General features: G+C 47.7%; 18 protein-coding genes and 1 pseudogene. 3 read left to right on the forward strand and 16 right to left on the reverse strand.

All coding sequences use genetic code 11. The features are described from left to right. Positions 1-850: 850 nt before the first annotated feature. The 4 genes from NC996_RS21095 to NC996_RS21110 form a co-directional block, all read right to left on the reverse strand. Positions 851-1,189, reverse strand: a complete 339-nt coding sequence (locus NC996_RS21095; RefSeq protein WP_190684201.1) for a DUF5615 family PIN-like protein — start codon at positions 1,187-1,189, stop codon at positions 851-853. Then, entirely contained in the window at positions 1,186-1,410 is a 225-nt protein-coding gene (locus NC996_RS21100) for a DUF433 domain-containing protein (protein ID WP_190684203.1), read from the reverse strand. The genes NC996_RS21095 and NC996_RS21100 overlap by 4 nt, the downstream gene beginning before the upstream one ends. A gap of 184 nt (positions 1,411-1,594) precedes the next feature. Then, positions 1,595-2,290 carry a PASTA domain-containing protein gene (locus NC996_RS21105; RefSeq protein ID WP_190684206.1) on the reverse strand — a complete coding sequence of 232 codons (696 nt, stop codon included), beginning with the start codon at positions 2,288-2,290 and terminating at the stop codon, positions 1,595-1,597. A gap of 240 nt (positions 2,291-2,530) precedes the next feature. Continuing rightward, complete coding sequence (locus tag NC996_RS21110; RefSeq protein WP_190684209.1) at positions 2,531-4,786, reverse strand: FdhF/YdeP family oxidoreductase; 2,256 nt, start codon at positions 4,784-4,786, stop codon at positions 2,531-2,533. A 309-nt stretch (positions 4,787-5,095) separates the two neighbouring features. Here NC996_RS21110 and NC996_RS21115 point away from each other — a divergent pair, with 309 nt between their 5' ends. Continuing rightward, entirely contained in the window at positions 5,096-5,395 is a 300-nt protein-coding gene (locus NC996_RS21115) for a hypothetical protein (RefSeq protein WP_190416119.1), read from the forward strand. Positions 5,396-5,459: 64 nt separating this feature from the next. On the opposite strand, the gene mazF is transcribed toward NC996_RS21115, so the two are convergent. From mazF to NC996_RS21140, 5 genes are all read right to left on the reverse strand, one after another. Continuing rightward, a complete protein-coding gene (gene mazF, locus NC996_RS21120) occupies positions 5,460-5,807 on the reverse strand; it encodes an endoribonuclease MazF (protein ID WP_190439508.1) in 348 nt (115 codons plus the stop codon). Continuing rightward, entirely contained in the window at positions 5,801-6,043 is a 243-nt protein-coding gene (locus NC996_RS21125; protein WP_190439501.1) for an AbrB/MazE/SpoVT family DNA-binding domain-containing protein, read from the reverse strand. Before NC996_RS21125 ends, mazF begins: the two co-directional genes overlap by 7 nt. A 452-nt stretch (positions 6,044-6,495) precedes the next feature. Beyond that, a complete protein-coding gene (locus NC996_RS21130; protein ID WP_190684211.1) occupies positions 6,496-9,051 on the reverse strand; it encodes a tetratricopeptide repeat protein in 2,556 nt (851 codons plus the stop codon). A gap of 107 nt (positions 9,052-9,158) precedes the next feature. Then, positions 9,159-9,656, reverse strand: a complete 498-nt coding sequence (locus NC996_RS21135) for a hypothetical protein (RefSeq protein WP_190684214.1) — start codon at positions 9,654-9,656, stop codon at positions 9,159-9,161. A gap of 504 nt (positions 9,657-10,160) precedes the next feature. Then, positions 10,161-10,691: a methylated-DNA--[protein]-cysteine S-methyltransferase gene (locus NC996_RS21140; protein WP_277879730.1), complete on the reverse strand. Its 531-nt coding sequence runs from the start codon at positions 10,689-10,691 to the stop codon at positions 10,161-10,163. Positions 10,692-10,703: 12 nt separating this feature from the next. On the opposite strand from NC996_RS21140, the gene NC996_RS21145 reads away from it, so the two are divergent. Next, complete coding sequence (locus NC996_RS21145; RefSeq protein ID WP_190684217.1) at positions 10,704-10,859, forward strand: hypothetical protein; 156 nt, start codon at positions 10,704-10,706, stop codon at positions 10,857-10,859. Between the two features lie 219 nt (positions 10,860-11,078). On the opposite strand, the gene NC996_RS21150 is transcribed toward NC996_RS21145, so the two are convergent. The 6 genes and pseudogenes from NC996_RS21150 to NC996_RS21175 form a co-directional block, all read right to left on the reverse strand. Further along, complete coding sequence (locus tag NC996_RS21150) at positions 11,079-13,559, reverse strand: ATP-dependent Clp protease ATP-binding subunit (RefSeq protein ID WP_190684220.1); 2,481 nt, start codon at positions 13,557-13,559, stop codon at positions 11,079-11,081. A 1,387-nt stretch (positions 13,560-14,946) separates the two neighbouring features. Beyond that, the gene (locus NC996_RS21155; protein WP_190416112.1) at positions 14,947-15,150 is read right to left on the reverse strand and encodes a flavodoxin domain-containing protein; all 204 of its coding nucleotides are present in this window, start codon (positions 15,148-15,150) and stop codon (positions 14,947-14,949) included. Positions 15,151-15,223: 73 nt separating this feature from the next. Beyond that, the gene (locus NC996_RS21160; protein WP_190416111.1) at positions 15,224-15,925 is read right to left on the reverse strand and encodes a dienelactone hydrolase family protein; all 702 of its coding nucleotides are present in this window, start codon (positions 15,923-15,925) and stop codon (positions 15,224-15,226) included. A 48-nt stretch (positions 15,926-15,973) separates the two neighbouring features. Beyond that, positions 15,974-16,915 carry an NAD(P)-dependent oxidoreductase gene (locus NC996_RS21165; protein ID WP_190684223.1) on the reverse strand — a complete coding sequence of 314 codons (942 nt, stop codon included), beginning with the start codon at positions 16,913-16,915 and terminating at the stop codon, positions 15,974-15,976. 214 nt (positions 16,916-17,129) lie between these two features. Further along, positions 17,130-17,480: pseudogene (locus NC996_RS21170) on the reverse strand (alpha/beta fold hydrolase); the annotation flags it as partial. A 42-nt stretch (positions 17,481-17,522) separates the two neighbouring features. Next, positions 17,523-17,819, reverse strand: coding sequence for a DUF981 family protein (locus NC996_RS21175; RefSeq protein WP_199300670.1), 297 nt, complete (start codon positions 17,817-17,819; stop codon positions 17,523-17,525). 63 nt (positions 17,820-17,882) lie between these two features. Here NC996_RS21175 and NC996_RS21180 point away from each other — a divergent pair, with 63 nt between their 5' ends. Further along, a complete protein-coding gene (locus NC996_RS21180) occupies positions 17,883-19,073 on the forward strand; it encodes a histone deacetylase (RefSeq protein WP_190684228.1) in 1,191 nt (396 codons plus the stop codon). Positions 19,074-19,164: 91 nt separating this feature from the next. Here NC996_RS21180 and NC996_RS21185 read toward each other — a convergent pair whose 3' ends face one another. Next, positions 19,165-25,764 (reverse strand): translocation/assembly module TamB, encoded by a 6,600-nt coding sequence (locus NC996_RS21185; RefSeq protein ID WP_190684230.1) that lies wholly within the window; start codon positions 25,762-25,764, stop codon positions 19,165-19,167. Positions 25,765-26,078 lie beyond the last annotated feature (314 nt).

The following is a 26,078-nucleotide window of genomic DNA, read 5'->3' on the forward strand; positions in this document are numbered from 1 at the left end:
GTTTGAGCGAGTCGAGATTAGTTTGTTTAAATTTGAGAGAACAAGTCATAGCATTTTTTTTTGATTTACAGTAAAGTTAGTAAAAAAATTAACAATTAGTAAGCAAACACGCGAATCAGCAAAGTATTTCTGTAGTTAATTGATGGGCTGAAAACTTGAGATGTAAGAGACAGTTGGTAAATAGATATGAAGCGAGTATATAGCAGGAGATCAAATAATCGATACAAGATGTAACAAATGAGTCAACCCTTTTACGAAAGTGACTTTAACGATGAGGAACCGCAACAGATTGAACCTTTGTTACTCCGTGCCAAGCCTTTTTGTAAACACTGATTTGTAAACACTGAGAGGTTAAGTTACGAGAGATTTTGAATGCTATTGTCTACCGAGCAGATAATGGAATTAAATGGCGCAATTTGCCCCGCGATTTTCCAGGGTGCCAAACAGCCTATGGCTACTATCGTTTATGTAAAATTGGACATCTGGGAGCTTTCTCAATCCAGCCTTGGTGCAGCAAGTACGAGTTAGCAAGGGACGGCAGGCTCAAGCCAGTTTAGCCATAATTATCCATTTAAGAAGAGCCTCTGTCATACTCCGACGCAGGCAAGAGCCTTTTCGGCGGTAGGCATAGGCTGTTATTGACATGATACCGAGTATCACCATACCGTAAAAGATGTATTTGACTGGCTTGAATTGACCGAATAATCATCCTGCAAACATTGGCGATCGCGCTCAAGCCGCGAGAGGATCAAAGTTGCGATCGCCTATTTCTGCTTTAGACTAACTGCCATCTAACTGGTTTGTGCGAATAAAATATCACCTAGCGATCGCTAGTCCTTCCGTTGATGGACTAATCCCCGCTAATCTCCACTAACATCTCGCCTGAGCGCAAAAGCTCCAAAGCGTCTGGCAATGTTGCACTCAAAATCTCTCGCAATCGCGTATTGGATGTATTGCCACACGTCAACCAGATAATTTGTGGCGGTACCCCGTAGCGATCGACCAAATCAACAAAATCTCTGTCCTTAGTCATAACGATCGCTCCTTGTGCTTTTGCTGCCTCGAAAATCTCAAAATCTTCAGCGTCTCTCAGACCAATATCGCGCAAGGCTACTGCTGTCACCCCAAATGTATTCGCAATCCAGGGTGCGATCGCAGGCGACAGTTGTGCATCTACCCAGATTGTCATGCCACTAGAACTGGATGATCGAGTTTACGCGCAGCGTAGGTGAGTGCTGCCTTCAAATCCTCCATTTCAAGGTCAGGCATTTCCTCCAAAATTTCTTTGGCACTTAAACCAGCCGCAAACAAGTCCAGCACATCTGATACCCGAATTCTCATGCCTCGAATGCAGGGACGACCACCACACTGTTTCGGATTAACTGTAATTCTGTCAAGCAAATTTGGCATTCGATTTCACTTCCAGATGAATCATAATTTCAGTGTGGATTGCGTTTGTTCAACTTGCAAGTTAAGAAACTCTCAATATGCGATCGCAATCGGTTTCGTGCCTTTAGCTATCTTAATGTGGAGATAGCAATTTCACTTTGGCAATAATATTGGGCTTAGCGAATATCTTTCCAGCACTTAACTTTCACAATTCAAGAAAAAACTTTACTACAGACGCTTTTATATCTAGATCAGGATGTTCTTCACCAGTGGTAATGACTTTTAGTTTATTGTCATATAAGTCTACAAACTCAAAGCTACAGAAACCGTAACCAGTACCTGATGAAGAATCAATCTCCCAATAGCCTCTCTCCCAAAAGACAGAACCGTTTCCATCCTGAATATTAGGATTTTCGCCATAACTCCAATGTTTCATATAAGGCTGCCATCCAGCCTCTATTAAGCGTTTTCTTGCGGTGTCATAGGTGAGTCCATAAAGGTTAGGAATGGGAGTATGAGCTGTAGGAGACTTTATGGAATCCCACTTCCTAGTCACATCACCCTCTAGTTCACGAACTGCTGTTTCTTCAGCTATCCGCTTCCACTCGTGCAGCACCTCCAAGGTATACCGTGCTGAATCATTATCTACAAGCTTGGCGCATTTCTGACAAAGCCAGATTCCGTTTTCTGTTGACTTCCTCTGTTCAGCGGAAAGAGATGTATTGTAGCGTGGTCCTCTAGGCGAGGCAGCTGTGATGTGTGCAGCGACACCAACGTTTACTGTTTTCGTTGAGTCTTGATGAGGACCACTTGTTGACTGTCGGCAGGAAGGATTGGAACAACGGTAGCCTACACGCTTTGCCAGTAGCTCTTTCGTTGCCGCAGGAAAGTCATCGCGCATAGTTAACTAAGCCTAATCTTTAGATGATTTTACTGTGGTTAGACAACTACCAACTCAAGCACAGCTTTATTCATAATTTGTAATTTGATAAATTTTCTCCGCTTCCGTTTGTTTCGCGGGTGAAAGTGACCCAGAAGCTTTGAAACTCCCTTTGCGATAACGCTTGGCTGTTGCCTATATCTTCCTGTTAGTCAATGCCCTCGATGGTAGGCTGATTTGCAAGCGATCGCTATCCTGCTATCAGGCGTAAACTACAACCGGAACTCGCTTAAACGCAGGTATTCCAGACTGTTTATCTATACGCGCTTTGAAGATGATGTTGACTTCGGGATAGAACATCATTGCTGCTCCCTGACGCACAGCACCAAAGATAATTTCAACATTCTCTAACTTGCCTGCATCGCCTTGCACCGTCACTCGTTGATGCTCTTGCCATCCTGCTTGTTTTGCATCAGATGGGTTCATTAAAATGCAATTTCGGTGCGGCATTCCGCGATATTTGTCGCCTTGTTTATAAACTACCGTGTTATGTTGCGAGTAGCTGCGTCCCGTCATCAATGCTAATACAATGCTCTGGGTAGATTCTGGCACTCCAAACTCTTTTGCTTCCGGTAAATGCAATTCTGGTAATGGCGTGACAAACATATTCGCTTTACCGGACGGTGTAGCAAATTTAGGCTCTTTGAAAATGCGTCCGGTGATGGTGAATTCTTCCTTGGTTTCATCAATTGTCGCCATCTGCTCAAAGCCAGGAATCGTTTTGGCAATCAGTTGGCGGACATATTTGGTATCTTGCAGTTTGCGCCAATCAACAGGATCGCTGCCAAGAATGCGATGGGCTAATTGCGTGAGAAATTCTACCTCGGAAATCAAATCTGCATCCTTGAGATGGGTTTTACCAACATCATTGAGCCGCACAAAGTTGTTGCCGGATTCCGTAGTAGTTTGGTGCGGATTTTCAAAGCGGTTAAATACGGGAATGATGATGGTATTTTTCTGCGCTAAACCGTGAAAGTGTCCTAGATTCGGTTTAGTGGCGAGGTAAATGATGGTTTCAATATTGCCTAAAGCACGCTTTGCTTGATTTAAGTCGGGGTTCGCCGCATACAGATTTCCACCCAGGCAAATCAACGTGTCTACTTTGCCTGCATCAGCCGCATCAATTAAGTCGCGGGCGCGATATCCAGGGTTGCGGTTGAGCGATCGCCCTAGCAATTTCTCTAACGCTTCTTGAATCTCTTTTTTGAGTTGGACTGTCACTCCCATCGAGCCAAAACCCTGGACGTTGGAGTGTCCCCGGATCGGCATCGTACCGCCGCCGTCTTTGCCCGCATTCCCCGTCAGCAGCGCGGTGTTAGCGATCGCATAGATGTTATCCACGCCGTTTTCTTGCTGCGTTGCACCCATCGCCCAGGCAAACACCACACCCTTAGAAGAGGCGATTATTTCTGCGGCGACTTCGATCTCCTGTTGGGAAACACCGCAAGTTTGCGCGATCGCATCCCAGGAAATAGAGCCAGCATAATCGACAACCGCTTCCCAACCCTCAGCATGGGCGCAAAGATAATCTGTTTGAATTAAGTTGCGTTCAATTAGCGCTTTTTGGATGCCGATAAATAGCGCCACATCGCTACCAGGAATCGGTTGCAGATAAAGTGAGGAAATCTCCGATCCGGTAAATAGCGACTTGAGGGGAAATGCTGGGGATGCGAACTTAACCAACCCCACTTCCACTACTGGATTAACGACAATAACTTTGCCACCGCGATCGCGCAACTCGATCAGTTCGTTCATCAAGCGCGGATGGTTAGCAGGCGCATTCGACCCGATTAGCACCACGCAGTCTGCCTTTTTCAGGCTATCCAGACTCACCATTGAGGTGCCAGAACCAAACATCTGCTTCAGTCCCACCGTCGAGGGGACGTGGCACAAATCGGAGCAATCTGCCAAATGATTCGACCCCAGCGATCGCATCATCAGTTGCAACAGATAAGCCGCTTCATTCGACGATCTCCCAGAACTATAAGAGGCGATTCGTTCCGGCGACTTGCGAAAACCAGCTTCGCTAATCTCGTAAATCTCATCCCAGGAAATCCGCTCGTAATGAGATTTCCCCTCGCGCAGAATGACGGGAAAGCTGAGACGACCGAGGCGATCCGCTTCTAAGGAAGTTAACTCTTGAAGTTCGGTGATACTGTGGCTGTCGAAGAAATGATTTGAGACGGCTGGTTGCAACTCGGCGGAAATTGCCTCTACGCTTTTGGCGCAGCGTTGCATCGTTTCCCCCAACTCGTTCGCGAAGCCGCCTTTTTGTCCCCCCGTTCCCCAAGCACAGGACAAGCAAGCACTTTTATGCAACAACGTTTGCCAGAGTTTTGGCCCTTCGGGTGATAGGGTATGCTCTGCCCAATATTGCACGACGGGCAAACCGCCGCCCATTTCTGGAGCATTGCTGGTTGCTTTGGTTGCGTCTTCTGGTTTAATTTCTGCGTCCATACAGCTTCCTCTTGAATGCAGCGCCACTCATCCGTCAGCCTGGAATGCGTTCTATCCCTCGGAATTTATCTTGAGCCAAATACTATCTAGAGGGACTTGAAATCAGCGTAACTCATCAAAACTTATCTCGCACGATTGTATGGATGTGCGATCGCTGAGAGCTTTTTCCTAGAAAACTAGGTTCTCAAACATCCTCTAATCTTTTCAATCGTAGTGGGATCTCAGCCCTTAAGTAGATTTTCAGATGCCTTCCTCTAGCCTGCAACTGCTCTGTGAAATAATGGGGACACAACTGTTCCCAAAATTTTTATGACCATTTCTCACAGCCAGGGCTATCTCGTCACGATCATTTGCGAAACGGTATTGCAAGATCGCCTAGTTAAGCTGCTCAGCGGATTGGGTGCTTCTGGCTACACTATTATTCCAGCCAAGGGCGCTGGTAGTCACGGTAAACGTATGGGAGATATCGCTGGCTATAACACCAACATTGAAGTCAAAACCATTGTGTCAAAAGAGATATCAGACCAATTGTTAGAAGACCTAAAGGAGTTTTCGAGCAATCATGCCTTGATTGCCTTTCGTCAAAAGGTAGATGGCTTGTTTGATTAAGTAGTTGAATCTAAACTCTGACTGGGGCCAGAGATTTCAATTTGTCAAGCTATTTATTGATTAGTTATAGCAAAAGTGGCTCAATTTTTGCTTGTACTTCCTCAATCAGACTTTCTGGCACAGACTCGACAAATTGAACACCACGAGCTTTCCAGTCTAAACACTTAATCTGATCTGCAAGAATAACCCCCTGAATCTTCAATCCAGATGGCAAGAGAACTTCAAAAGGATATCCTTTTTGTTGTTTTGTGATAGGCATGAACAAAGCCAGGGAGCTTTTCTCGTTATAAACAAGAGGCGAGATTACAAAAGCTGGTCTATGACCCCTCTGTTCGTGCCCCTTTGTCGGATCGAAGTCCAAGTAAACGATATCTCCTCGGCTTGGAATATACAGATTTGCTTGTGCTACCAAACTTCATTCCCTACAGCGATTCCACTATCAATTTCAGTGTGAAGATTCTCCGGTGTAATTCCCTCAATAAGCTCATCAAGCGAGTAACGCTTTCGATTTCTGGGCTTGATAACTAGAGTTCCATCTACCACACTAATATCTATCTCAGCCCCTTCAGCTAACTGGATCTCCTTGGCTAAATTCTGTGGAATCCGAACAGCAAGACTGTTTCCCCACTTTGCAACAGTCGCAGCCATAGTCTGAATCTCCATCTAGCGAAACCGCTCTCTATACTCTGCCCTTATTCAAGTACGTATCTACAGAGTATCTACAGTATAGCGACGAAGCAAATGCTCGACAAGCATTCTGCCCCACAGCCACTTGCAGCACTTCCAGCCAAAAATCATTGCAGTATTGTCTTATAAATATATCTTCTGAAATCTTCAATTCGGATAGAGAACGTTCGGGATTTAGCTTTACCAATTGAAGAAATTGCTCATTGGTCACTGTTAAGTGAGAAGGAATTCTGATAGCAGGTGAACCAACCATTGTTGTAACTCTGTCAGAAGCATAAATCAGTAGTTTTGAGCATAATCTTTGCTTGTTATTTGTCGCTAGTCCTTGCATCTATGTTGAGGTGAGACAAGACATATACCCCTACGAATCCTAAACCTTGAGTGCCGTTTTGCTCTTTTTGATCTATAACTTCTTAGTCGCGATATTCTTCGCTTGCTCGATTAATGTTTTGAATAAGCTGTTGTGTAGCAGGACTATTGGATAAATGTGCTGTTTGACCTCTTTCGATTACATCACGCAAAAAGGCATTAAAATTTCCCCAAACCTGCAAAGTTTTAGGATCGTTATGACCTAGACAATCAATTAGTATTTGTAAAGCATAACTGTAGTAATTTTCGGCCTCAGCATATAACTCTACCTGTCCATAAAGTTCAGCACCCCTTCCATAAAGTCCAGCTAAATTATTGAGGATAATTGCTGCATCAGATGTATAGCTACTCCCTAACTGGCGCAAAATCTCGAAACTTCTTAGGTAGCAATCTTGAGCATCCTCATATCTTTCTAGATGCTGGTAGATAGATGCTAAATTGTTTAAACAGACCGCTACATCATCGTGATTGTCTCCTAGTTCTTGCTGTCTGATTTCTAGTGCCTGTTTGTAGAGGGGTTCAGCTTTACTATATTCCTTCTGTTGTTCCCAATAAAATCTAGCTAAATAAAATAGATAAGTTGCTATATCTAAACGTTCTTTTCTAGAGGCACCGATTGAAGCTCTGATAGAGTAGGAGCTTGCTTCATCATATTTTTGTTGTTTAGCATAAAGCCTAGCCAAATTTCTTAGAGTTGTGGCTACAGAAGGATGTCCTTCTGGCAGACTTATTTTTTTTATATCTAATGATTCTAAGTATAGCTTCTCAGCTTCAACATCTTTTCCTTGTTTTTCAAGAGCTGAAGCCAAATTATTAAGACTGAATGCTATACATGAGTGTCCAGTTACAAGTATCTCTGTTCTTATTTTTAAAACTTCTCTATGCAAGCTTTCAGCCTCTTCATAGCGATCATCATCATAGAGAATAAGCCCTAGCACCTCAAGACAATCAGGTTTATATGGATGAATTTTTCCTGTAATGTTTTCAATCATTTCCAAAATTCTTTTACTTTCTAAACAAGATTCTATTGCTTTCTCATTATTGCCTATCAAATTCAAAATTTTAGCAAATCCAGCTAAACCTGATGCGTAATCAGCTAATATTGTTATATCTCCATTAAATAATTTACTATTGTCTACGTTTGAACACACTAATTTAAACTTTAAATCTAGGGATTTTTTACAATAAAGTTCAGCTTCATCGAGATTTCCAATCTTTTCATATACCCCTGATAAGCCATCAAGACAATTAGCAAAATCATGGACATTTTGGTTTGATTGATGTTCATGAATTTCTAGAGCTTTTTTAAATAGTTTCTCAGCTTGGTAATACTCCCCTCTGTCAATAAAAAGTAGCCCCAAATTAGAATAGTAAGCAGCGGTAGACGGATGTTCAGAACCAAGCCGATTTTCACAAATCTCTACTCGTTGCGTAAGCCAAGGTACTGCTGAATCATATTGCCCTTGATCTCTGTAGTAACGTCCTAAAGCAGTTAAAGGCTTACAACAGTGTTGATCGCTCAGATAACCAATGAAGTTATTCGCTACTTCCTTCAAGTGCGGGACATTTGGTTCAAAAGCAATAATTGCATCTCGATGTGCTTTGTATGGTAGCTGCCCCGATATTGTTGCTAATGTTGTTGCAAAAACTCGTTTGAATTGATCTGGCTGTTCTGACTGTTCAAGCTTTGCCCGGAAAAACTCTCGAATCAGCGAATGCAATTGATAGGTTCCCTCACTCACTCCTTGGAGTAAGTGCAATCCTAGCAACTGCTCATACTGCACGTTTTCCAGGTCTTCTTCATCCCAGTCTGACAAACAGTTCTGCACCAAATTCCACGGAATTGGTGCGGAGGCAAACAATCCTAGCAAGCCTGCCACTTGTTTTGCCCTCGTATCTAACATCTGCCAACTGAGTTCAAACGCGGCTGCTATGCCTAGTTGTGCTGTCATTCCTGACACTACTTTAATCAGTGCCTGTGCTTCTAGACGCTTCGCTTGTAATCTTTCCCATAACTTTGTTAGAGATAAATCTTTTCTACAAGCTAGATATTGTCCTGCTAGTTCTAATCCTAGAGGTAAATAGCCAAGCCATTCGCAGATGTCTTTTGCTACCTTTAATTCGCGATCTATTCGCCCATCTGTGACAATGGAGCGTAACAGCTCTAAAGATGCTTTTTCTGTTAACACCTCTAGCGTCAATTTTTGCACTGGAGATGGTAAATCTAAGCGTGTTGTCAGCAACACTTTGAAGCGTCGATCTACAGGAGGAAGATAGGGCTGAATATCTTCATATTTCTGCACATCGTCATAAACTATCAGCACCAAGCCTTCTCGCCAGTGCTGCCAACACCAAGTCACCTGCTGTGGTAGCTTCAACTCCTCCGGTATTTTCAGTCCCAAATTGGTAATCGCAAAATCTACAATCTGTGTCCCTACATCTTGCTGCGCTCGTAACCAACATACTCCACCCAAATAAGTGTTTTCATTTAAGTGCTTCAGTGCATACTGCAACGCTAGTTCGGTTTTTCCAATTCCACCCATCCCAGCGATCGCATAAATTGCCACACGCTGATTCTGCTGTAATTGTTCGTGCAGCATTGTCAGCGCCTCTTGCCGCCCAACAAACTCAGTTACACCACTATATGGAAGATTCTGCGGAGTGTTTACTTTTGTAGCTTCCCCTCGACCTGTTTGGAGATCGAGGGCTACGACTTTTTTACTAATGCTTTAGACCACTTTGTAAACGTCGGGAAATGCTTTTGCAAAAAGTCTGCATCCAACTCTTTCTCGTACTCGTAGGATAGACTGACAAACGGCGGTAATAGGGACAGCGCCCCCTTTAACTTAGCCGCCGCAGTTGTTCCAGGTTTGCTAACTTCGGCATAAATTTTCTGTAGCCATTCCAGTACCTCATCGGGATACTGCTGGCTAGTTTGCAATTGTCCCGCCCGTTCAATAATCTCGGCAACTACTACTTCTGGTGCTGGCTCTGCGATTGCGATTGTCTCTGACTCATTTGCCAAAATCTGCCAATATTCCGTTTCAAACTGAATGAGCTTAGGCTTGATATCTAATCGCAATCGCTGTTCTGCCTGGATTTTATGTATACCTGTTGTTAGTAAGGATTCCCGTTCCACAGACCCTTGTTGCTCCCGCAGGAGTTGCAAATTTTCCTCAACTTGGCGCAGGCGATCGCTTGACATCCCTAAACTCCAGAACTTTAAAAATCACTATCTCGGTTTTACCCTATCGAGTCTGTAATATCCGTAAGGTTTTTATGGAACTCATGAAAGTTTTGTACAGGAAGACTTGGGATAAGGGTTGACTAAAAAAATTTTAGCCATCCAACCGCTAAATGAGCGATCGCCCCTCACAGACAACTTCAAACTTGCGCCCTCACTGAGGACTAAGCAGCATAACGGTCTAGCTCAATCGCATCTGTGATACGGCGCGTGAAAGACATCGACTTTGAAAGCAAAAGGATGATAATTCGCGATCGCAGTTAGGTGTAAAATTGCATCACCATGCTACCTGAACAGTTACTAGAACTGTTAAAACAGTATTTAGAATATGCGCGATTGCTTCATTTTCCCATTAACCGATGAAGCAACCGTCAATAATATGCTGATTCGCACTTGAGCGATCGCATCATTAAAGACAGCATCAAAAAACGTCTTCCAGAAACAGAAAAAAATGCGATCGCGTCTTTAACTGTTGCTCAAAGCCATTGTCAATTGCAGGCTAGATTTTGCGCTATGTCTGCGTTCAAGTGACAGTAAACCTTCTTTAAGACGGACTCCACCTCTAAAACCTGTAAGTGTACCGTTGCTGCCGATAACACGGTGGCAAGGCACAATAATACACAGAGGATTTTTACCGTTGGCTGCTCCGACAGCACGCGCTGCTGTTGGCAATCCTATTTTTCTCGCCAGTTCTCCATAAGATAAAGTTTGACCATAAGGTATGGCTTGGAGTGCTTTCCAAACCTGTTGTTGAAACACTGTACCTTTGGGGGCAAGTGGTAGCGTAAATTGATACAATTCGCCATTGAAATATGCCCGAAGTTGCTCAACGGCGTCACCGTCTAGCTTCTTTTGGAAATGCCAAGTGGCTTCTGGAGACTTTGCAGCCAGTCCTTCTTGAAAGTCTATTGCCACTAGCCCAACTGAGTTTTGCGCGATTAAGATACGTCCCAGAGGGCTATCCATGTAGGTATAGAAAATTGGCTCGGAAATCATATAAATTCCTTTTTGCTGAAATTTCCCAGAACGCGATCGCCTGCAATTCTAGATAGAATTTTGGCATGGATTCACATCTGTGCATCATGGGAATGCGTTGGCGAAGCCCACCGAAAGTATCGCTTATCAGCAACCCATACCATCGGTCAACCCAACAAATATTTATAAGAGTTGGATTGGTTTCCTTAAACGCCACATCGCAAGAGCAGGGGAACTCCCGCTTGTGACTCCCCAACCTCTGTGGATTTTAAAGTTTTAGCTCTAATTGCTACATCTCGCCAGCAATTTTTTTGAGCAGAAACGAGCGGTTGCAAAAAAATCCCCTGGCAGAAATGCCAGGGGATGAAAATGCTAAATCTTAGCTAATGAATTGCGTAACTTATGCCCTTAGGCGACAGGAAGTAACTCACGCTGTTCGGCTTTGACTACCTGAATCTGACCGTCATCGTCAACATCAATGATGGCAATGTCTCCATCTTGAATGGTGCCGGATAGCATGGCTTCAGCCAAGTTGTCTTCTAAGAGTCGCATAATCGCCCGACGCAACGGTCTTGCACCGTAAGCGGGACTGTAGCCTTCGGTTACGATACGCTCTTTGAAGCGATCGCTGACTTCCAAAGTAATTCCCTGTTCGGTTAAGCGTTCGGCAATTTCGCGCAGCATGATTACAGAAATTTGCTTCACTTCGTCCTTCGTCAACTGACGGAAGACAATGATCTCGTCGAGACGATTGAGAAACTCAGGACGGAAGTATTGCTTGAGTTCTTCATTCACCAAAGCGCGAACGTGGTTGTATTGCGCCTCAGCTTGATTGTCAGTGACCTCGAAACCTAAACCGCCGCCGCCTTTTTCAATGACTTTAGAACCGACGTTGGAAGTCATGATTATCAGGGTGTTCTTGAAGTCTACTGTGCGACCTTGAGCATCGGTCAGGCGACCGTCATCCAAGAGTTGCAGCATCATATTGAACACATCGGGGTGGGCTTTTTCGATTTCGTCGAACAGCACCACCGTGTAAGGCTTGCGACGCACCGCTTCTGTTAACTGACCGCCTTCGTCGTATCCCACGTATCCAGGAGGCGAACCAATCAGCTTGGAAACCGTGTGGCTTTCCATGAATTCCGACATATCCAGGCGGATCATGGCTTCTTCGGAACCGAAGAAGTAAGCAGCCAAGGACTTCGCAAGTTCCGTCTTACCAACTCCGGTGGGGCCAGAGAAGATAAAGCTGGCGATGGGACGGTTGGGGTCTTTTAGACCAACACGAGCGCGGCGAATCGCCTTAGAGGCGGCAGTGACGGCTTCCTCTTGACCGATGAGACGCTGGTGCAAGGTATCTTCTAAGTGCAGCAGTAACTCTGATTCGGATTCGGTGAGTTTGCTGACGGGTACTCCAGTCCAAGAAGCAACGATTTGAGCGATGTCTTCTTCGTTAACCACTGGGGAATCTTCGGGGTTAATGACTTCTGCCTTTTTATTGTCAGAAATCGCCTTCAATTGTGCCTCAAGTTCCAACTCGCGATCGCGCAGTTGTCCCGCTTTATCAAAGTCTTGAGCCTTCACAACCGCTTCTTTCTCTTTGGTCACTTCACGCAGTTCGCGCTTCAGTTGCCCAGTCCCAGAAGACTTGCTGTTTCTCAGATGGACGCGAGAACCCGCTTCATCAATCAGGTCAATTGCTTTATCCGGCAAGTAACGGTCTGAGATGTAGCGATCGCTCAAGCTGGCGGCTGCAACCAGAGCAACATCAGAGATTTTAACTTTATGGTGCTGCTCGTAGCGATCGCGCAGACCAAATAAAATTTCGATGGTTTCACTGACGCTGGGTGCGCCTACCATAATCGGCTGGAAGCGACGTTCTAAGGCAGCATCTCGCTCAATATGCTTGCGGTATTCGTCCAGGGTGGTCATTCCCATGCACTGCAACTCGCCTCGCGCTAATGCTGGCTTGAGGATATTCGCGGCATCCATGCCACCTTCGGTTGACCCCGTACCAATCAGGGTATGCACTTCGTCAATGACCAGAATGACGTTCCCCGATGTCCGAACTTCATCCACAATTTTCTTGAGGCGTTCTTCAAATTCGCCCCGGAATTTAGTACCCGCGATCAGCGAACCCATATCCAGACCGATCACTTGCTTATCTTCCAAGAAGCCAGGAACGTCTTTATTCACAATCCGCTGAGCTAAACCTTCTGCGATCGCAGTTTTACCAACCCCTGGCTCTCCAATCAACACCGGGTTGCTCTTGGTGCGGCGAGCTAAAATCTGGATGGCGCGTTCGATTTCTTTGGCGCGACCGACGACCGGATCGAGCTTGCCTTGTGCGGCGAGTGCGGTCAGATTCGTGCCGAACTCATCTAACGTTGCGGTTTTGCGATCGCCACGTCCGGATGTCGAACGCTCTTCTCCACTGCCAGCAGAGACGGCTGTGACATCTCCCAGCATCCGAATCACGGCGGTACGGAGGTTATCGGGGTTAGCGTTCAGGTTTTGCAGCACTTTGGCGGCAACCCCTTCCCCTTCTTGAATTAACCCCAGCAGCAGGTGTTCCGGGCCTACATAGTTATGTCCGAAAGCCTTTGCTTCCAGAAAGGCTTGCTCGAAAACACGCTTCACCTTAGGGGTGAAGGGAATTTCAGAGGGTACAAAGCGAGACCCCCGACCAATAATTTTTTCTACCTCAATCCGGCATGCTTGGAGGGTGATGCCTTGATCGATCAGAACTTTAGCCGCCACACCCGTGCCTTCTGCAATTAATCCTAAAAGGAGTTGCTCGGTGCCCACGAGGTTGTGTCCCAGGCGACGTGCTTCTTCCTGGGATAGCATAATTACCCTAACGGCTTTGTCTGTGAAATGTTGAAACATAGCAACTTTCCTCTACCGAGCTGTTTAGGCGATGGGTGAAGTGGCATTTCCCCATGCATAAACTTTTATGTACTTGCTTAATTAACAATGTATCTCCACCCTGATAGCGATCGCAGTGGGCACAACCGTATGAAATCAGGTGTAGTTGCCGCCTATGCATGGGAATAGAAGCGCGATGCATATATGGCGGAAAAAAATATACCTCGGTAGTTATAAATTTAGGTATATAAATGGAGGGATAATTTTAAAATTCTTCCCTACCGTCGCCAACATTCAACCAGAAGCAGCTTCATCAATTCTTATAAACTTAATAATCCTTATTATTAAGTCCCCATACATCGCTCCCTGTATTCGTAGCTTAAGATACCAATCAGAGTTTCATCCACTAAAAATGTCGGAAAACCTTATATTTCTACCTGGCGGTATATTTATATCTCCTGCATGAATCATGAGGTCTAATGATTCTGGCGTGTGCAACGGCAGGACTAGACATGAGATCGTAAAGCTATCATGTAATCGACAGCCGTTCTCATTGGGATCTCCCTCCTTTAGTTTTGAAGCCCAGTGAGCGATAAAGACATTGCCCTAGTATTTCACTATCGCTCCGGCTTGATATCCTTCAGGCTTTTCCACTCAGCCAGGAACGAGTGAATCATCTTGAGAAAATCCCCTGATTGAACTCTTTCGGTAGATGTAAATGGGGTGTAAAGTATGGACGAAGCAAGTGCATCCCAAGGTAAGCAAAAATACCGGAATCCGACTGCCAACTTCTGATTTTCAGATGAAAAACGGCTGAATCATTCGCTCATAGTGTTCGCAATTCGAGCATTAGAGAATAACACCCTCTCTTAGGATTCAACTTTTCCTACAAGCTCGCTGCATCAAGATCCGGTTGTTTTTATACACCTCTAAAGTTCCAGCCTGCGGATTATCTAACGTACCATCCCACACCCAATATTCATAGTTTCTATTCCGAAACTTATACACTCAAACGCCTTCTGTCCTTTGGCTAGTTCCTCTGCCCAAACTTAAATTCCCGTTGGGATTAGTTGCACGATAGAGTAGTTCACCAGAAGTATGTTTCTGCCAAATATTGATGTTATAACCACCCTGGCAGTTCATGCTTAGGATGATGCCAGCAGTAGAATCAGCAGAGGCTCTTAAGGAAAAATTAGCTAAGCTACTGATTGGCAGTAAACAATCTGTTGAAGTAGCACTGTCAAGCTAGTTAACTTAGCAGGGTTTGTTGATGGGACAAGGATTGTAGATAACAATCCTTGTCCCATCAACATTGTTTCCGAGGCGACATTATTTCCTGCTGAGGGCTAGTCCTGAGTTTTTTACTTGGCAAACAATTCTTTGCCTGCTAAGGCAGCAGCCACTCGTGTTACATTCGCACCATGATACTTGGCAGCTTCCAGCCTCTCTTCAGTAAACCATCACTGGCGATTACATCATCTTCAGTAACATCCTCAACAAACTTTACCGCCACTTCAGTACCTGGAACTGATGTCACACCAGATGCTACCGCTTCTGCCATCTTCTGGGTATTGCCGTAATCAGTTGCGTAAACGATTAAAACTTTTGTCATCTTTTACCTCACACTTGTTGAAGTTGATAGCTGTTTGTGCGCCAAATCTCAATCGCTTTGCGTTTAAGTCCCGCTACCCTAAATGCTGTTTTAAAAACGCCAACGTGCGATCGCGTGCTAATTCTGCGGCTTCTTGGCGATAAGCGGAACTATTCATGCGGCTAAACCCGTGACTCACTCCTTCATAGCGATAGATTGTGACCAGAGGGTTGTCTTTCAGTCCTTGCTGAATGGTTGTTTGAGCGCTTGGAGACACATACTCATCATTTCCACCTATATGCAATATCAGCGGTTTCTGAATCTTTGTCGCCTCGGCTAAATTCTTGTCAATCTCAACACCGTAGTAACTGACGTTGGCATCCGCATCGGTGCGTGTTGCCATGAAATATGCCAGTTTGCCGCCCAAACAAAAGCCCACACTGCCGACCTTGCCTGTGCTGCTGGGATACTGCCGCAGAAAAGATAGACTGGCCTTGAGGTCTTCTACGCCGCTATCCACATCAAATGCTCGAAGTAGCTCAAAGGCTTTAGCCCAATGCTCCTCCTTGCCAGGATCGAGTTGCACATCGGGTTCCAGTCGCCAATACAGATCCGGCACCAGTACCAAATAGCCTGCCTTAGCATAATCATCGGCAGTCTGTCGCATATTCGGATTGACCCCAAGAATTTCTTGAATCAGCACAATCCCTGCACGAGGCTGAGTATCGGGTGCTGATAGATAGGCGTTAAAACTGCCGCCTGAAAAGGCTGGAATGGTTACATTTTGAGTTGTCATGATGCCTTCATTCTTCCTGATTACGATAGCCATCTGGATGCTAGAACGTTAACTGGCATCAGCCACGGCGCTGTCAACGATCCACTCCAACGATCGCGGCTGAAAATCCAGTTCGCGTTTTGCCTTGGCATTCGATACGCCTCGCATCTGAGTCTGGTAGTAAACAATATCCGCACCACCATCCCTTTTCAGAGCATCCTCAACTGATACCTGTGGCGGTGGTGGAGCATTCAGCGATCGAGCAAACGCTGGGAGCCATTCGCGCACCGCTAAAGGGCGATCGTTCGCAATCAGATAAACACCAGGATTGCCCTGCTCTGCGGCTGCAACTGTGGCAATCGCTGCATCCTCAATGTGTAACCACGACCAAACACCTTCGCCATTGCCCACAATGGGGAACTGTTGCTGTCGTACCTGTTGTGCTACATCGCCATCGGGGTTGAACCAGGTGCCGGGTCCGTAGAAGAAACCATAGCGTAAAGCAATTCCTTCGAGATTGGATGTTTCCAATAAACAGTGTTCAATCTCAGTTACGAGGCGAGCCTCGGCGGCAACGGCGGGGGAGGCATCAAGCGATAACGGTGTTTCCTCATCTGCCAATCCAGTACCGGGAATTCCCCAGAAGGCGACCGACTGTCTCAGGTAGCGGCGCACCCCTGCTGCCTGTGCAGCCGCCAGCACGTTGGCACCCCCTTCTAACCGAATGCGCGTATTCAGAGGCGCTGCTGCACTCATGGATTCACGACTGTAAGTCCTGGGTAGGGCGGTGAGTTGTTCAATCACCACTTCCGGTTGAGCGCGGGCGATCGCCGCTTTAACTGAATCAGCGTCGAATACATCCGCAACCGCAGGCTCTATTCCCTCTGCCACTAATGACTGTGCCCTTTCCGGGGAGCGGGTTAGAGCTATAACATCGTGACCTCTGGCAAGTAATTGGTTGAGTAGCGGACGACCGATTGCTCCTGTTGCTCCGGCAACAAAAATCTTCATCTGTAAACCCTCTAAAACTTTGTTGACGTTGAGTATCTTTCTCGTTCAATCGTTTTCATTGCTTACTTCATAGCCTAAGAGAATCAACAAAAATCAAAGTAGTGTTTCTTTGTTTTCATTAGGCAGGGATGGGTTGAAGCCGTGACGCGAGAAATTGACGGATGTAGTTTGCGATCGCATCCCCATCTTCTTCCAGCGCAAAGTGCCCGGTGTCGCGCTCTGGAGCTTTAGCCGCAATCCGATAACCAATCGGAACACCATAATCCATTAAGTAAAGGCTATATTTCTTGAGAGCGATCGCAGCGATAAATTTCTCGACGATCTGTGCGAGATGATCGAACGTGTAATCAAACTCATCCACAGTTGGCATCGAACTGTTACTAAAACCCGGATAATCGGGAGCAACGAGATGGAAGCGATCGCTAAGCGCGGGCATCAGATTGCGGAACATATGAGATGAGGTTGGGAAGCCGTGCAACAGCAGAATCGTTGGATTATCGCGAGAACCAGCTTCTCGATAAAAGATATCTAAACCATCGATCGAAACGGTGCGATATGTAATCATCGGATTACTCCTTGTAAGTTTACTGGAGTCGTTTTACGGCAATTACTTTGGCATGGGTTGCCACATCGAGAAGTTAGCAAGATGTGCCCAGTAGGAACTCAATCCAATAAACGCAAAAATGAGGGCTGCCACAATTAACACAATGGCTCCAACAGTTCGTAAGAGCCGGTTTTCTTTGAAATAGAGAGTTGGTACAGCAAAAATTCCTCCTAAACCAACTAAGATAAACCCAGTTCCTGCTGGCACAGCGATTGGTATGAGTCCCAGGTTGATGAAGCGCAAGCCAATGAGCAGCGATACAAGTCCTGCAAAAAATCCATAAATGCCATTTTCGGACAATGGGTAATGGATAAAAAGTCATTAGTTGTTACCTGAGGACTCATAACTAAGAAGGAATAACTAATGACCAAGATGTTGCCAATTGCCCTAATTTATACGCCTGATTTTGCTATACACGATCCTGGTCAAATTAGGGTCGAAGGAAATAATTTATATCACCGGGTAGCGGGGCAAGATTTGCTCGACCCAGTTTACACGTTAGACCAAATTCAGTTTCCTTACCCAGTCGTTAGTCCGGTTCCCCACCCGGAATCCAGTAGTCGCCTGACAGCAGCAATGGCAGCGCTAAGAGATTTTGGGTTAAGCCAGCAAATGACTCTTCTTGAGCCTGAACCAGCAACGGAAGAGGATTTACAGGCGGTACACACATCGGAATACATTGCTCAAGTCCGGGCAATCAGTGCGGCTGGCGGGTATTTGGCTGAGTCTACCTATGTAAGCCCCGGCTCTTACAAAACCGCCTTGATTTCCGCTGGGGCAGGAATTAGCGCCCTCAAGGGCATTTTGTCCGGGCAGATTCAAAGCGCTGTGTGCTTAAACCGTCCGCCTGGACACCACGCCGGACGCAAACAAGCGGGTGGTTTCTGCTTATTTAATAATGCAGCGATCGCAGCCAAGTATTGCTTAAAAAAAGAGGGTGTAGAGCGTGTTTTAATCTTGGATTGGGACTTGCATCACGGAGATGGCACCCAAGATATCGTACAGGACGACCCGCGTATCATTTTTTGCTCCCTCCACCAGTTTGGTAAAGAGCTTTACCCGCAAACCGGCAATCTGGAGGATATTGGCGCACAAGGTAACATTATTAACCTGCCGCTACCCGCGAAGCTAGCAGATGATCAGTATTGGGCGTTGTTCCAAACTATCATTCCGGCTCTAATTGCCCAGGCTAAACCCGACATCGTGATTGTGTCGGCGGGGTTTGATGGACATTTGGATGATATCAATCATCTTTACCTGTACGATCCTGGTGCAGGCTTGTGCCTGAGTGCCCAACTTTACTACAACCTAACCCGTTTAGTCGCAGAAGCGATCGCTTCTGTGGGTGGGCATTACCTGCTGTTGTTAGAAGGTGGCTACGATGCCACGAATTTGGGCAACTGTCTAGTGAATACGTCTGCGGCGATGTTGGGTTTGCCGCTTGTCATTGAAGAAACCCTCCCCCAAAGAGAAACGGAGTCTTCTTTTAACTTGGAGGAATATATTGCCACACTCAACGCAGTACAGCGAGGTCGTTGGCAATTCTCTCGATAGTCACTTCTCACCCCTGACTGCTCACCCCTGACATCTCTACCCCTCAGCCCTCAGTCCTCAGTCCTCAGTCCTTACCCCTCAGTCCTTTTTTTCAGAAGCGCTTTTCATACTCCACCACTCCCCTGGTTTCCCCAGACAAATCGGTGCCACCTCGCAGCAGAATCTCATTATTGACTCGATAAGTGACACCAAACTCAGGAGGCTCATCAGCCGTCAAAATCTTCGATACAGAGGCAGAAAGCTTAGGAGTGACGGAAACCCCAACTTCTGCCGCCAAGCCCAACGTTGAAGTGCGGGACTTTTCATCCCTCACTACTGTGGGGAACAAGCGAAACTCGCTCAATCCCAACGCATCTCCCACCACATTTTGGAAAGGTGTCAACAGTGCCGAACCTGCCAAGTTTGCGAGTCCTAGCGTGGTATCTCCTCGACCCAGCGTTTCCACAAAGCCGCCACCCAAAAGGGCGACAATTTCGCTCTCGCTGCGAGGCGGATTACTAGTTAGCTCCAGATTATCTGCCAATTGACTTGCCGAACCTGTGGCTCTGGCTTGAATGCGAACCGTTCGCAATGCCCCCAAATTGGTAGCGGGAACATCGCTAATTTCACTACTCACAATACCCGTGGCGGTTGTGTCAGCAATCCGGCTGCGGGTTACTTCGGAAACAGACGCGACCAGCCGAATATCCAGAACCGGGTCAAGTCCCTCACTGGGGGTAAACTCAGCCGTGTGTTCGTAGCCGCGTGCCAAGCGGAACTGAGTCGTAAATAGATTCACCTGACCCCTGGTTAGCCGAATCGTCCCCTTTGGCTGAGGTTCATCCAAAGTGCCATTGAGAGTAAAGCCACCAGTCGCCTGGAAACTCAGCAGCGGTGGGCGGGAGATTTCGACGCCTTTGTCTAAAGCCAGTTGCAGGTTATTAAATGCGGGAGTGAAGGGTTGCTCGTTAGAGGTTGGCGATGATGGGGTAGCGGTACCACCACCGGGTGAAGCCGTTCCGTTTGTGCCATCCCCTGCCGTCTCTCCTATCAGCACCCGACCATCGGCAAGTCGCACTTCACCCCCAATTTGCGGATTGAGAGCCGAGCCAGTAATCTCCACGTTGCCGTTGACGCCGCCTGAGTATAACCCTTTCAAATTTACAGCGAGTTTTTCAAGGCTAACCGTGAGTTTATCCCCCGACTCTTGCCCCGTGCCTGAGATGGGGATGGCTCCGGAGGCGACCACTTCACCACCACTAAAGTCACCCCGGAAGTTTTCTACTTGGATGCGGTCAAAGTTAAATAAGACCCTACCGTTGACATCGGTAAGCGGTTCGGGCAAAGCTTGCGCTTTGATAGTGGCATCGTCAACAGTCGCAATCCCGTTAGCGACAAGCTGGTTTAATTTGCCCGTATTTGGATTCACCGTACCCTGAACGTTGAGTTGCACTTGTCCGGTACCATCCACCCAAGTGACAGCAGAACGCGAAAGCAGGTTTAACAGGGAAAGTCCCTCATTTTGAACGTTTAAATCCAGGCTGAGTTGGTTGTTATCGGGTGCAACGGAGGCAAAGGGCAACTGATAAAAGGGAATGCTGCCAGTGATTTGAGTCGTCGAGGGGATACTGGCGATTGGAGATGGGGTACGAGGAGTTGTTGCAGGTTGAGTATCGAGCCGAGTCTCCCCAGCTTCCGGGCTTGCCTGCTCTCCAGATTCGGCAGTGGCGATGGTGCTGCTGAAGGTCAGACGAGCATTGGTGTATCGGAAACTGCCCCGCGCCGCTTGGACGGCGGTTTGGTTCAGGGTGGCATCGGTGAGAGCCAGTTCGCCGATGGCTTGGGGATTGTTGATGCTGCCTGCTAGGGTTGCGGTTCCATTGAGATTCCCGGTGATATCGACTGGTAAATTGGCGAACTGTTGGAATGGGGCGACAGGGACATTTCTCAGGCGCAGCTGACCGCTTTGTTCGGTTCCGCCAAGGGTGCCAGTGAAGGCAAGCAGCGTTTCTTCAGATTCAATTCGTAAGGGCAGAAGGGTGAGGACGCCGTTTTGGAAGCTGCCTTTGACAATCACATTATCAGCGGTGTAGAGACGATTGGGCTGGTCGTCTCTGCCCCACTTCCAGTTATTGCCGCCAAAGTCAAAGTCGAGGTTAATGCCTTGTCTAGGGGAAGCTGCTACTTTGATTCCGCCGGAGAAATTGCCGGTGAGGTCTTTGAGTTCGGGAATGGGCGAAGCTTCCCGTTCCTCTTTCTGGGCGGCAAGGATGGCTTCTATTTCCGACAAGCGGCGCAGTTGAGCTTCCAGGGTCGCATTGGGTAGACCAACGGGTTGGGGTTTAACCTCAGCGGCGCTGGCATAGGTAGGAGGTTGTCCGCCTCTGGCGAGGTCTTGTAAATCAAAGATTTGCAGGAGGGGGAGGACGTTTTGGATTTTTCCTTGAGCCACTTTCAGCGAACCTTGCAGTTCTGGGCCGCTGGAGGTTTGAGTGACGCTACCGGCGAGGGCGTATAGACTTTCGCCTTGGCGGAACTCTCCCCCATCCAAGGTGGCGGTACCATCGGCATAGCGGAAACTGCCGATGGTCAGCAAATCGCCTTTAATGGTACCAAGCACGGGTTGAGCGATCGCTACATCATTCCCGGCAACATTAAAATTGGCGAGATTCAGGATAAAATCACCAGAAAGTTTACCTTCGATGGGTTGGGATGCGATCGCTGGCGGTAGACTTGCTAAGGCATTCTGGGGAGCTAAATCTTTCAACAATTTGAGCGGAACGTTTTGCACATCCACCACCAACAAATCGCCCTCGCGGTTGCCTTGTGCCAGCACCTCGTCACGTTTCACTAAAAAAGAGACGGGTTGATAGCTAGGCGACAACACCAGCGAAATCCGGTCTTGTTGATTGCCTGCTAGCTCAACGCTACTCGGCTGTCCGGGGACTAAATTGATTTGCCCGGTGAGAATGGGGTCGAACACTAAGTCATTGGCGGCAAAATCCTCGACGCGCAACTGTCCGGTGGCTCGGATAGCCGCCGGATTGACAGCAGTCAGCGACCCGGAAGCATCCACGCTACCACTCACCCGTCCTCGCAGCGCCGGAACCGGCACGGAATCTGGTAATGCTGCGACAAGCTGTTCCAGGTCAACATTATTAGCAGAAATTGAACCCGCAAAGCGCCCGTCTTGGAGTTGAACATTTGAGGCGGTGAGGGTGCCATCCCCCACATTTAAACTTCCAGAAATCGTCCCGTTCAGGGTTGCCGGGGTGAAGGCAGCCAAACTGCCGGATAGGTTGAAGGAACTATTATTCAGCCGACCTTGGAATTGCGGGGGCAGTTGGGGAAATACTTTTGCCAACTGGACGCCATTCGCCTCGCCAGATGCTTGCCAGCGCCCGTTGCCGAACTGTAGGTTGGTGGCACTGACGCTTCCCTCACCCAAGTTCAAATTTCCAGAAGCCGTGCCAGTAATCGTTTCGGGGCTGAAAGCGGCTAAGCTTCCGGATAGGTTAAAAGAACCATTATTTAGCTGACCTTGGAATTGGGGCGATTGGGGAAACACCCTAGCAAGTTGGATATTGGACGCCTCACCAGACGCTTGCCAGCGACCGTTGCCAAACTCTACGTTGGCGGCACTGACGCTGCCTCCAGCCAAGTTCAGGCTTCCAGAAGCCGTGCCGCTAAGAGTTTCTGGCGTAAAAGCCGCCAGACTTCCCGATACATTAAAAGAACCATTATTCAACTGACCTTGGAATTGCGGTGGCAGTTCGGGAAATAGCGTTGCTAACTGAACCTCAGACGCTTGTCCGCGAGCTTGCCAGCGACCGTTGCCAAACTCTACATTGGCGGCACTGACGGTTCCCCCACCCACATTCAGGCTTCCAGAAGCTGTTCCGGTAACGGTTTGCGGGCTAAACGCCGCCAGACTCCCCGATACATTAAAAGAACTATTATTCAGCCGACCTTGGAATTGCGGCGGCAGTTCGGGAAACACCCTTGCTAGTTGTACCCTAGATGCTTGTCCGCGAGCTTGCCAGCGACCGTTCTGAAACTGGACAGTCGAGGCAGTAACCGTGCCACCGCCAAGATTCAGACGCCCTGAAGCTGTGCCGCTAATCGTTTCGGCGCTGACATTTTCCAGACTCCCGGAAACGTTAAAAGAAGCATTATTCAGCTGACCTCGAAATTGCGGGGGAATTTGGGGCAACACCGTTGCCAACTGGATGCCAGAAGCTTGCCCAGAAGCTTGCCAGCGACCATTGCCAAATTCCACGTTGGTGGCACTGACGCGACCACCGCCCACCTGAAGATTTCCTTGGGCAGTCCCGCTAATCGTTTCCGGGGTGAAAGCCGCCAAACTTCCTGACAGGTTGAAGGAACCATTATTGAGTCGCCCTTGGACGGGTGATTGGGGCAAAACGGTTGCTAATTGAATGGCAGACGCTTGTCCAGAAGCTTGCCAACGACCGTTGTTCAGCCGAACGTTTGAGGCATTGACGCTGCCCCCGCCAATATTCAGTTGAACCGAGGCGGTGCCACTAATAGTTTCCGGTTTAAAGGCAGCTAGACTTCCAGATAAGCTAAAAGAACCATTTGCGGTTTGATTTTGGAATTGCGGTGGCAGTTGCGGGGCTAGCTGCCTCAACTGGACAGCAGAGGCCTGCCCAGAAGCTTGCCAGCGCCCTGCATTCAGCGCAATTTTTGATGCCTTGACGGTGCCACCAGCAACCCGGACATTCGCTTGTGCGGTGCCGCGAATCGTTTCCGCTTGGAAAGAATTGACACTTCCCGCTAGATTAAACGCCCCATCTGCCTGGGCTGACTGCAACTGTGGCGGGAGTTCTGCCAAACGTGCTAGTTGAACATCATCGGCAACGCCTGCCACTTCCCAGCGACCCTCTGCCACCTGACCTTTGAGGTTGACGGTGCCTGCCCCAACCCTCAGAGTCGTGTTGCGAAAGTAGGTTTTGTCCTGAGTAACGATGACTTCTCCACTGCCTGGGTAGGTGGCTTGGGGTGCCTGAACTTGCACGACGGTCTGGAGGTTGCCGGTGGTGCCAAAAAGCTGTGCTTTGGCGGCTACGGTGCCGATTTGGATATTGCTCGGCTTGGCGTTGTAAATCTGGGCAACGGCATCCCCTGGAATGTCTTGACCGATGACATCGAATACCAATCCTCCTTTGTCGCCCATCTGAATGCGACCATTACCAGCCAGTCTGCCGCCAACGCTAGGCAAGGCACGGATGTTGGTAATGGTGAGGAGGGTATCGATCATCTGAAATTGACCGCTGATGCCGCGAAAGTTTACCTTATCTACGATTAGGGGCACTTTTTCGGTGGGCTGGAGGGTGGCGACGGTTCCTGAGAGGATCGGTTTTTCCAGCGCTCCTTTGAGCTGCACGTCAACACGGACTTGTCCAGTTACGGGGAAGGGTGACTCTACTTTGAGAGTATTGAGGGCAGTCGCGATCGCGACCGATTTCACTTGGGCGGCAATGTTGTACCCACCCTTTTCTTCTTGGGTATCAATAACCCCATTGGCAACTGCGGGAACCTGACCGTAAAGAGCGCTGACATTCTCCAGCGCGATCGCATATCCGTTGAATCGCAAGAGTCCGTTGGCATTGTTAAACGGTTGCGGCACCTCTGCAACCTGCGCTTTCACATTTTTGAGGATAGCTGTTCCCAGAAATGTGGCTCGCTCTTCATTTTGGAATCGGACTTCCAAGTTGCCATCCAACAGCCCTGCATACAAGTCTATTGGCAGCTTCGCTAAACGATCGACATCGACTGCACTCAGGTTCTGCCCTTGAACTTGCAGGTTGGTTTGTCCGGTTGGGGCGCGGTATTCACCAGAAAGTTTGAGGCTGCTTTGGATGGGCGCAGGTGTTGGATTGGCCTGCTGTTTTTGAGGGACACTTTTTGTCGGTGCCCCTAATTCGACCTGAGATTGAGCGCTGACATCAAAGCGAATCCGCTGGTTGTTATCGAAAAAGCGAGCCGTACCGCCTACCTGACGAAAAGCGACTGGTACCCCCCTCCTCTCTGCTCTAGGAAGCAGAGATTCCAGTCGTCTGGAGAGGGTGTCTTGAGTGTTACTGCGCGGGAGATTTTGAGAGGGCAGCGTTGCATCTACATTTCCTCTTGCTTCCTGGCTGCCTTTTTTCCTCTCTACAATTTTGGGCGTTGGTACCAGCACAACGTCTGCATTTTGAACCCGAACGCTTTGGATATCCGTCTTAATCGGCCCGCTCGGTTCTTCTGACTTCAGTTCCGTAGAAACCCAGCGCCCTTCTTTGTCTTGTTCAACGTAAATATCAGGGTTGACCAGGGTAATATCTAGCTCCAAAGTCCGCCTAAAGAGAAGCGCTAGTGGATCAAAAACCACGTCTACACCCTCTACCGAAGCGCGGTCGGGGTCAGTGGGCGTAACTGGTATCGAGGAGGCACCAAAGCGCAGATTGTTGATGGAAAAGCCTTCGACTTTCCCCAGTTGCACGGGTCGTTTCAGCGTTTGACTGAGATTTTCTTCAACAATTGGTGCTAACCGCTGATGGACAAAAATCCACGCCCACCAGACCCCGCCAATTGTGCCAAGCAACAGGATAATTCCCAGGCCAAGGCCGGTGCGGCTTAAGAGTACCCATAGACGCCGGTTGGAACGGGTAGCTGCTGTTTCATTACCCGAATTTGGGGAGTTCTTCATAGAAAACTAGCAACGGCGGTAACGAGGGTGTCTTTAGACATGATTACAGGCTTCTACCGATGAATACTATCGGCTTGTCCTATGTTAAGTGTCAACTCTGCTCCTTACACCTGTTCCTTATATTTGGGAATTTTCCCACACTCGCGTACGCAGAATGAGACTTGCTTTGAAAGGGTCTGCCTGCGATCGCGTAGGTGACACTCTTAACCTACAATCAATGCATAATCCAAAAGACTTGAGTAGCGCTGATATGTTTCACCAATCCGTCCATTTTCTAAAAATCATTCTCTTTTAGAGTTTTGATTTCTGATTTT

Origin of the sequence: Trichocoleus sp. ST-U2, assembly GCF_039961875.1 — a bacterium.
Classification (GTDB): Bacteria; Cyanobacteriota; Cyanobacteriia; order Cyanobacteriales; family FACHB-T130; genus FACHB-T130.

Bases quoted from the DNA above. Each gene is read 5' to 3' on its own strand.
- NC996_RS21095 (WP_190684201.1), bottom strand. From the start codon at position 1,189: ATGACAATCTGGGTAGATGCACAACTGTCGCCTGCGATCGCACCCTGG.
- NC996_RS21100 (WP_190684203.1), bottom strand. From the start codon at position 1,410: ATGCCAAATTTGCTTGACAGAATTACAGTTAATCCGAAACAGTGTGGT.
- NC996_RS21105 (WP_190684206.1), bottom strand. From the start codon at position 2,290: ATGCGCGATGACTTTCCTGCGGCAACGAAAGAGCTACTGGCAAAGCGT.
- NC996_RS21110 (WP_190684209.1), bottom strand. From the start codon at position 4,786: ATGGACGCAGAAATTAAACCAGAAGACGCAACCAAAGCAACCAGCAAT.
- NC996_RS21115 (WP_190416119.1), top strand. From the start codon at position 5,096: ATGACCATTTCTCACAGCCAGGGCTATCTCGTCACGATCATTTGCGAA.
- NC996_RS21125 (WP_190439501.1), bottom strand. From the start codon at position 6,043: ATGGCTGCGACTGTTGCAAAGTGGGGAAACAGTCTTGCTGTTCGGATT.
- NC996_RS21130 (WP_190684211.1), bottom strand. From the start codon at position 9,051: ATGCTGCACGAACAATTACAGCAGAATCAGCGTGTGGCAATTTATGCG.
- NC996_RS21135 (WP_190684214.1), bottom strand. From the start codon at position 9,656: ATGTCAAGCGATCGCCTGCGCCAAGTTGAGGAAAATTTGCAACTCCTG.
- NC996_RS21140 (WP_277879730.1), bottom strand. From the start codon at position 10,691: ATGATTTCCGAGCCAATTTTCTATACCTACATGGATAGCCCTCTGGGA.
- NC996_RS21150 (WP_190684220.1), bottom strand. From the start codon at position 13,559: ATGTTTCAACATTTCACAGACAAAGCCGTTAGGGTAATTATGCTATCC.
- NC996_RS21155 (WP_190416112.1), bottom strand. From the start codon at position 15,150: ATGACAAAAGTTTTAATCGTTTACGCAACTGATTACGGCAATACCCAG.
- NC996_RS21160 (WP_190416111.1), bottom strand. From the start codon at position 15,925: ATGACAACTCAAAATGTAACCATTCCAGCCTTTTCAGGCGGCAGTTTT.
- NC996_RS21165 (WP_190684223.1), bottom strand. From the start codon at position 16,915: ATGAAGATTTTTGTTGCCGGAGCAACAGGAGCAATCGGTCGTCCGCTA.
- NC996_RS21180 (WP_190684228.1), top strand. From the start codon at position 17,883: ATGACCAAGATGTTGCCAATTGCCCTAATTTATACGCCTGATTTTGCT.
- NC996_RS21185 (WP_190684230.1), bottom strand. From the start codon at position 25,764: ATGAAGAACTCCCCAAATTCGGGTAATGAAACAGCAGCTACCCGTTCC.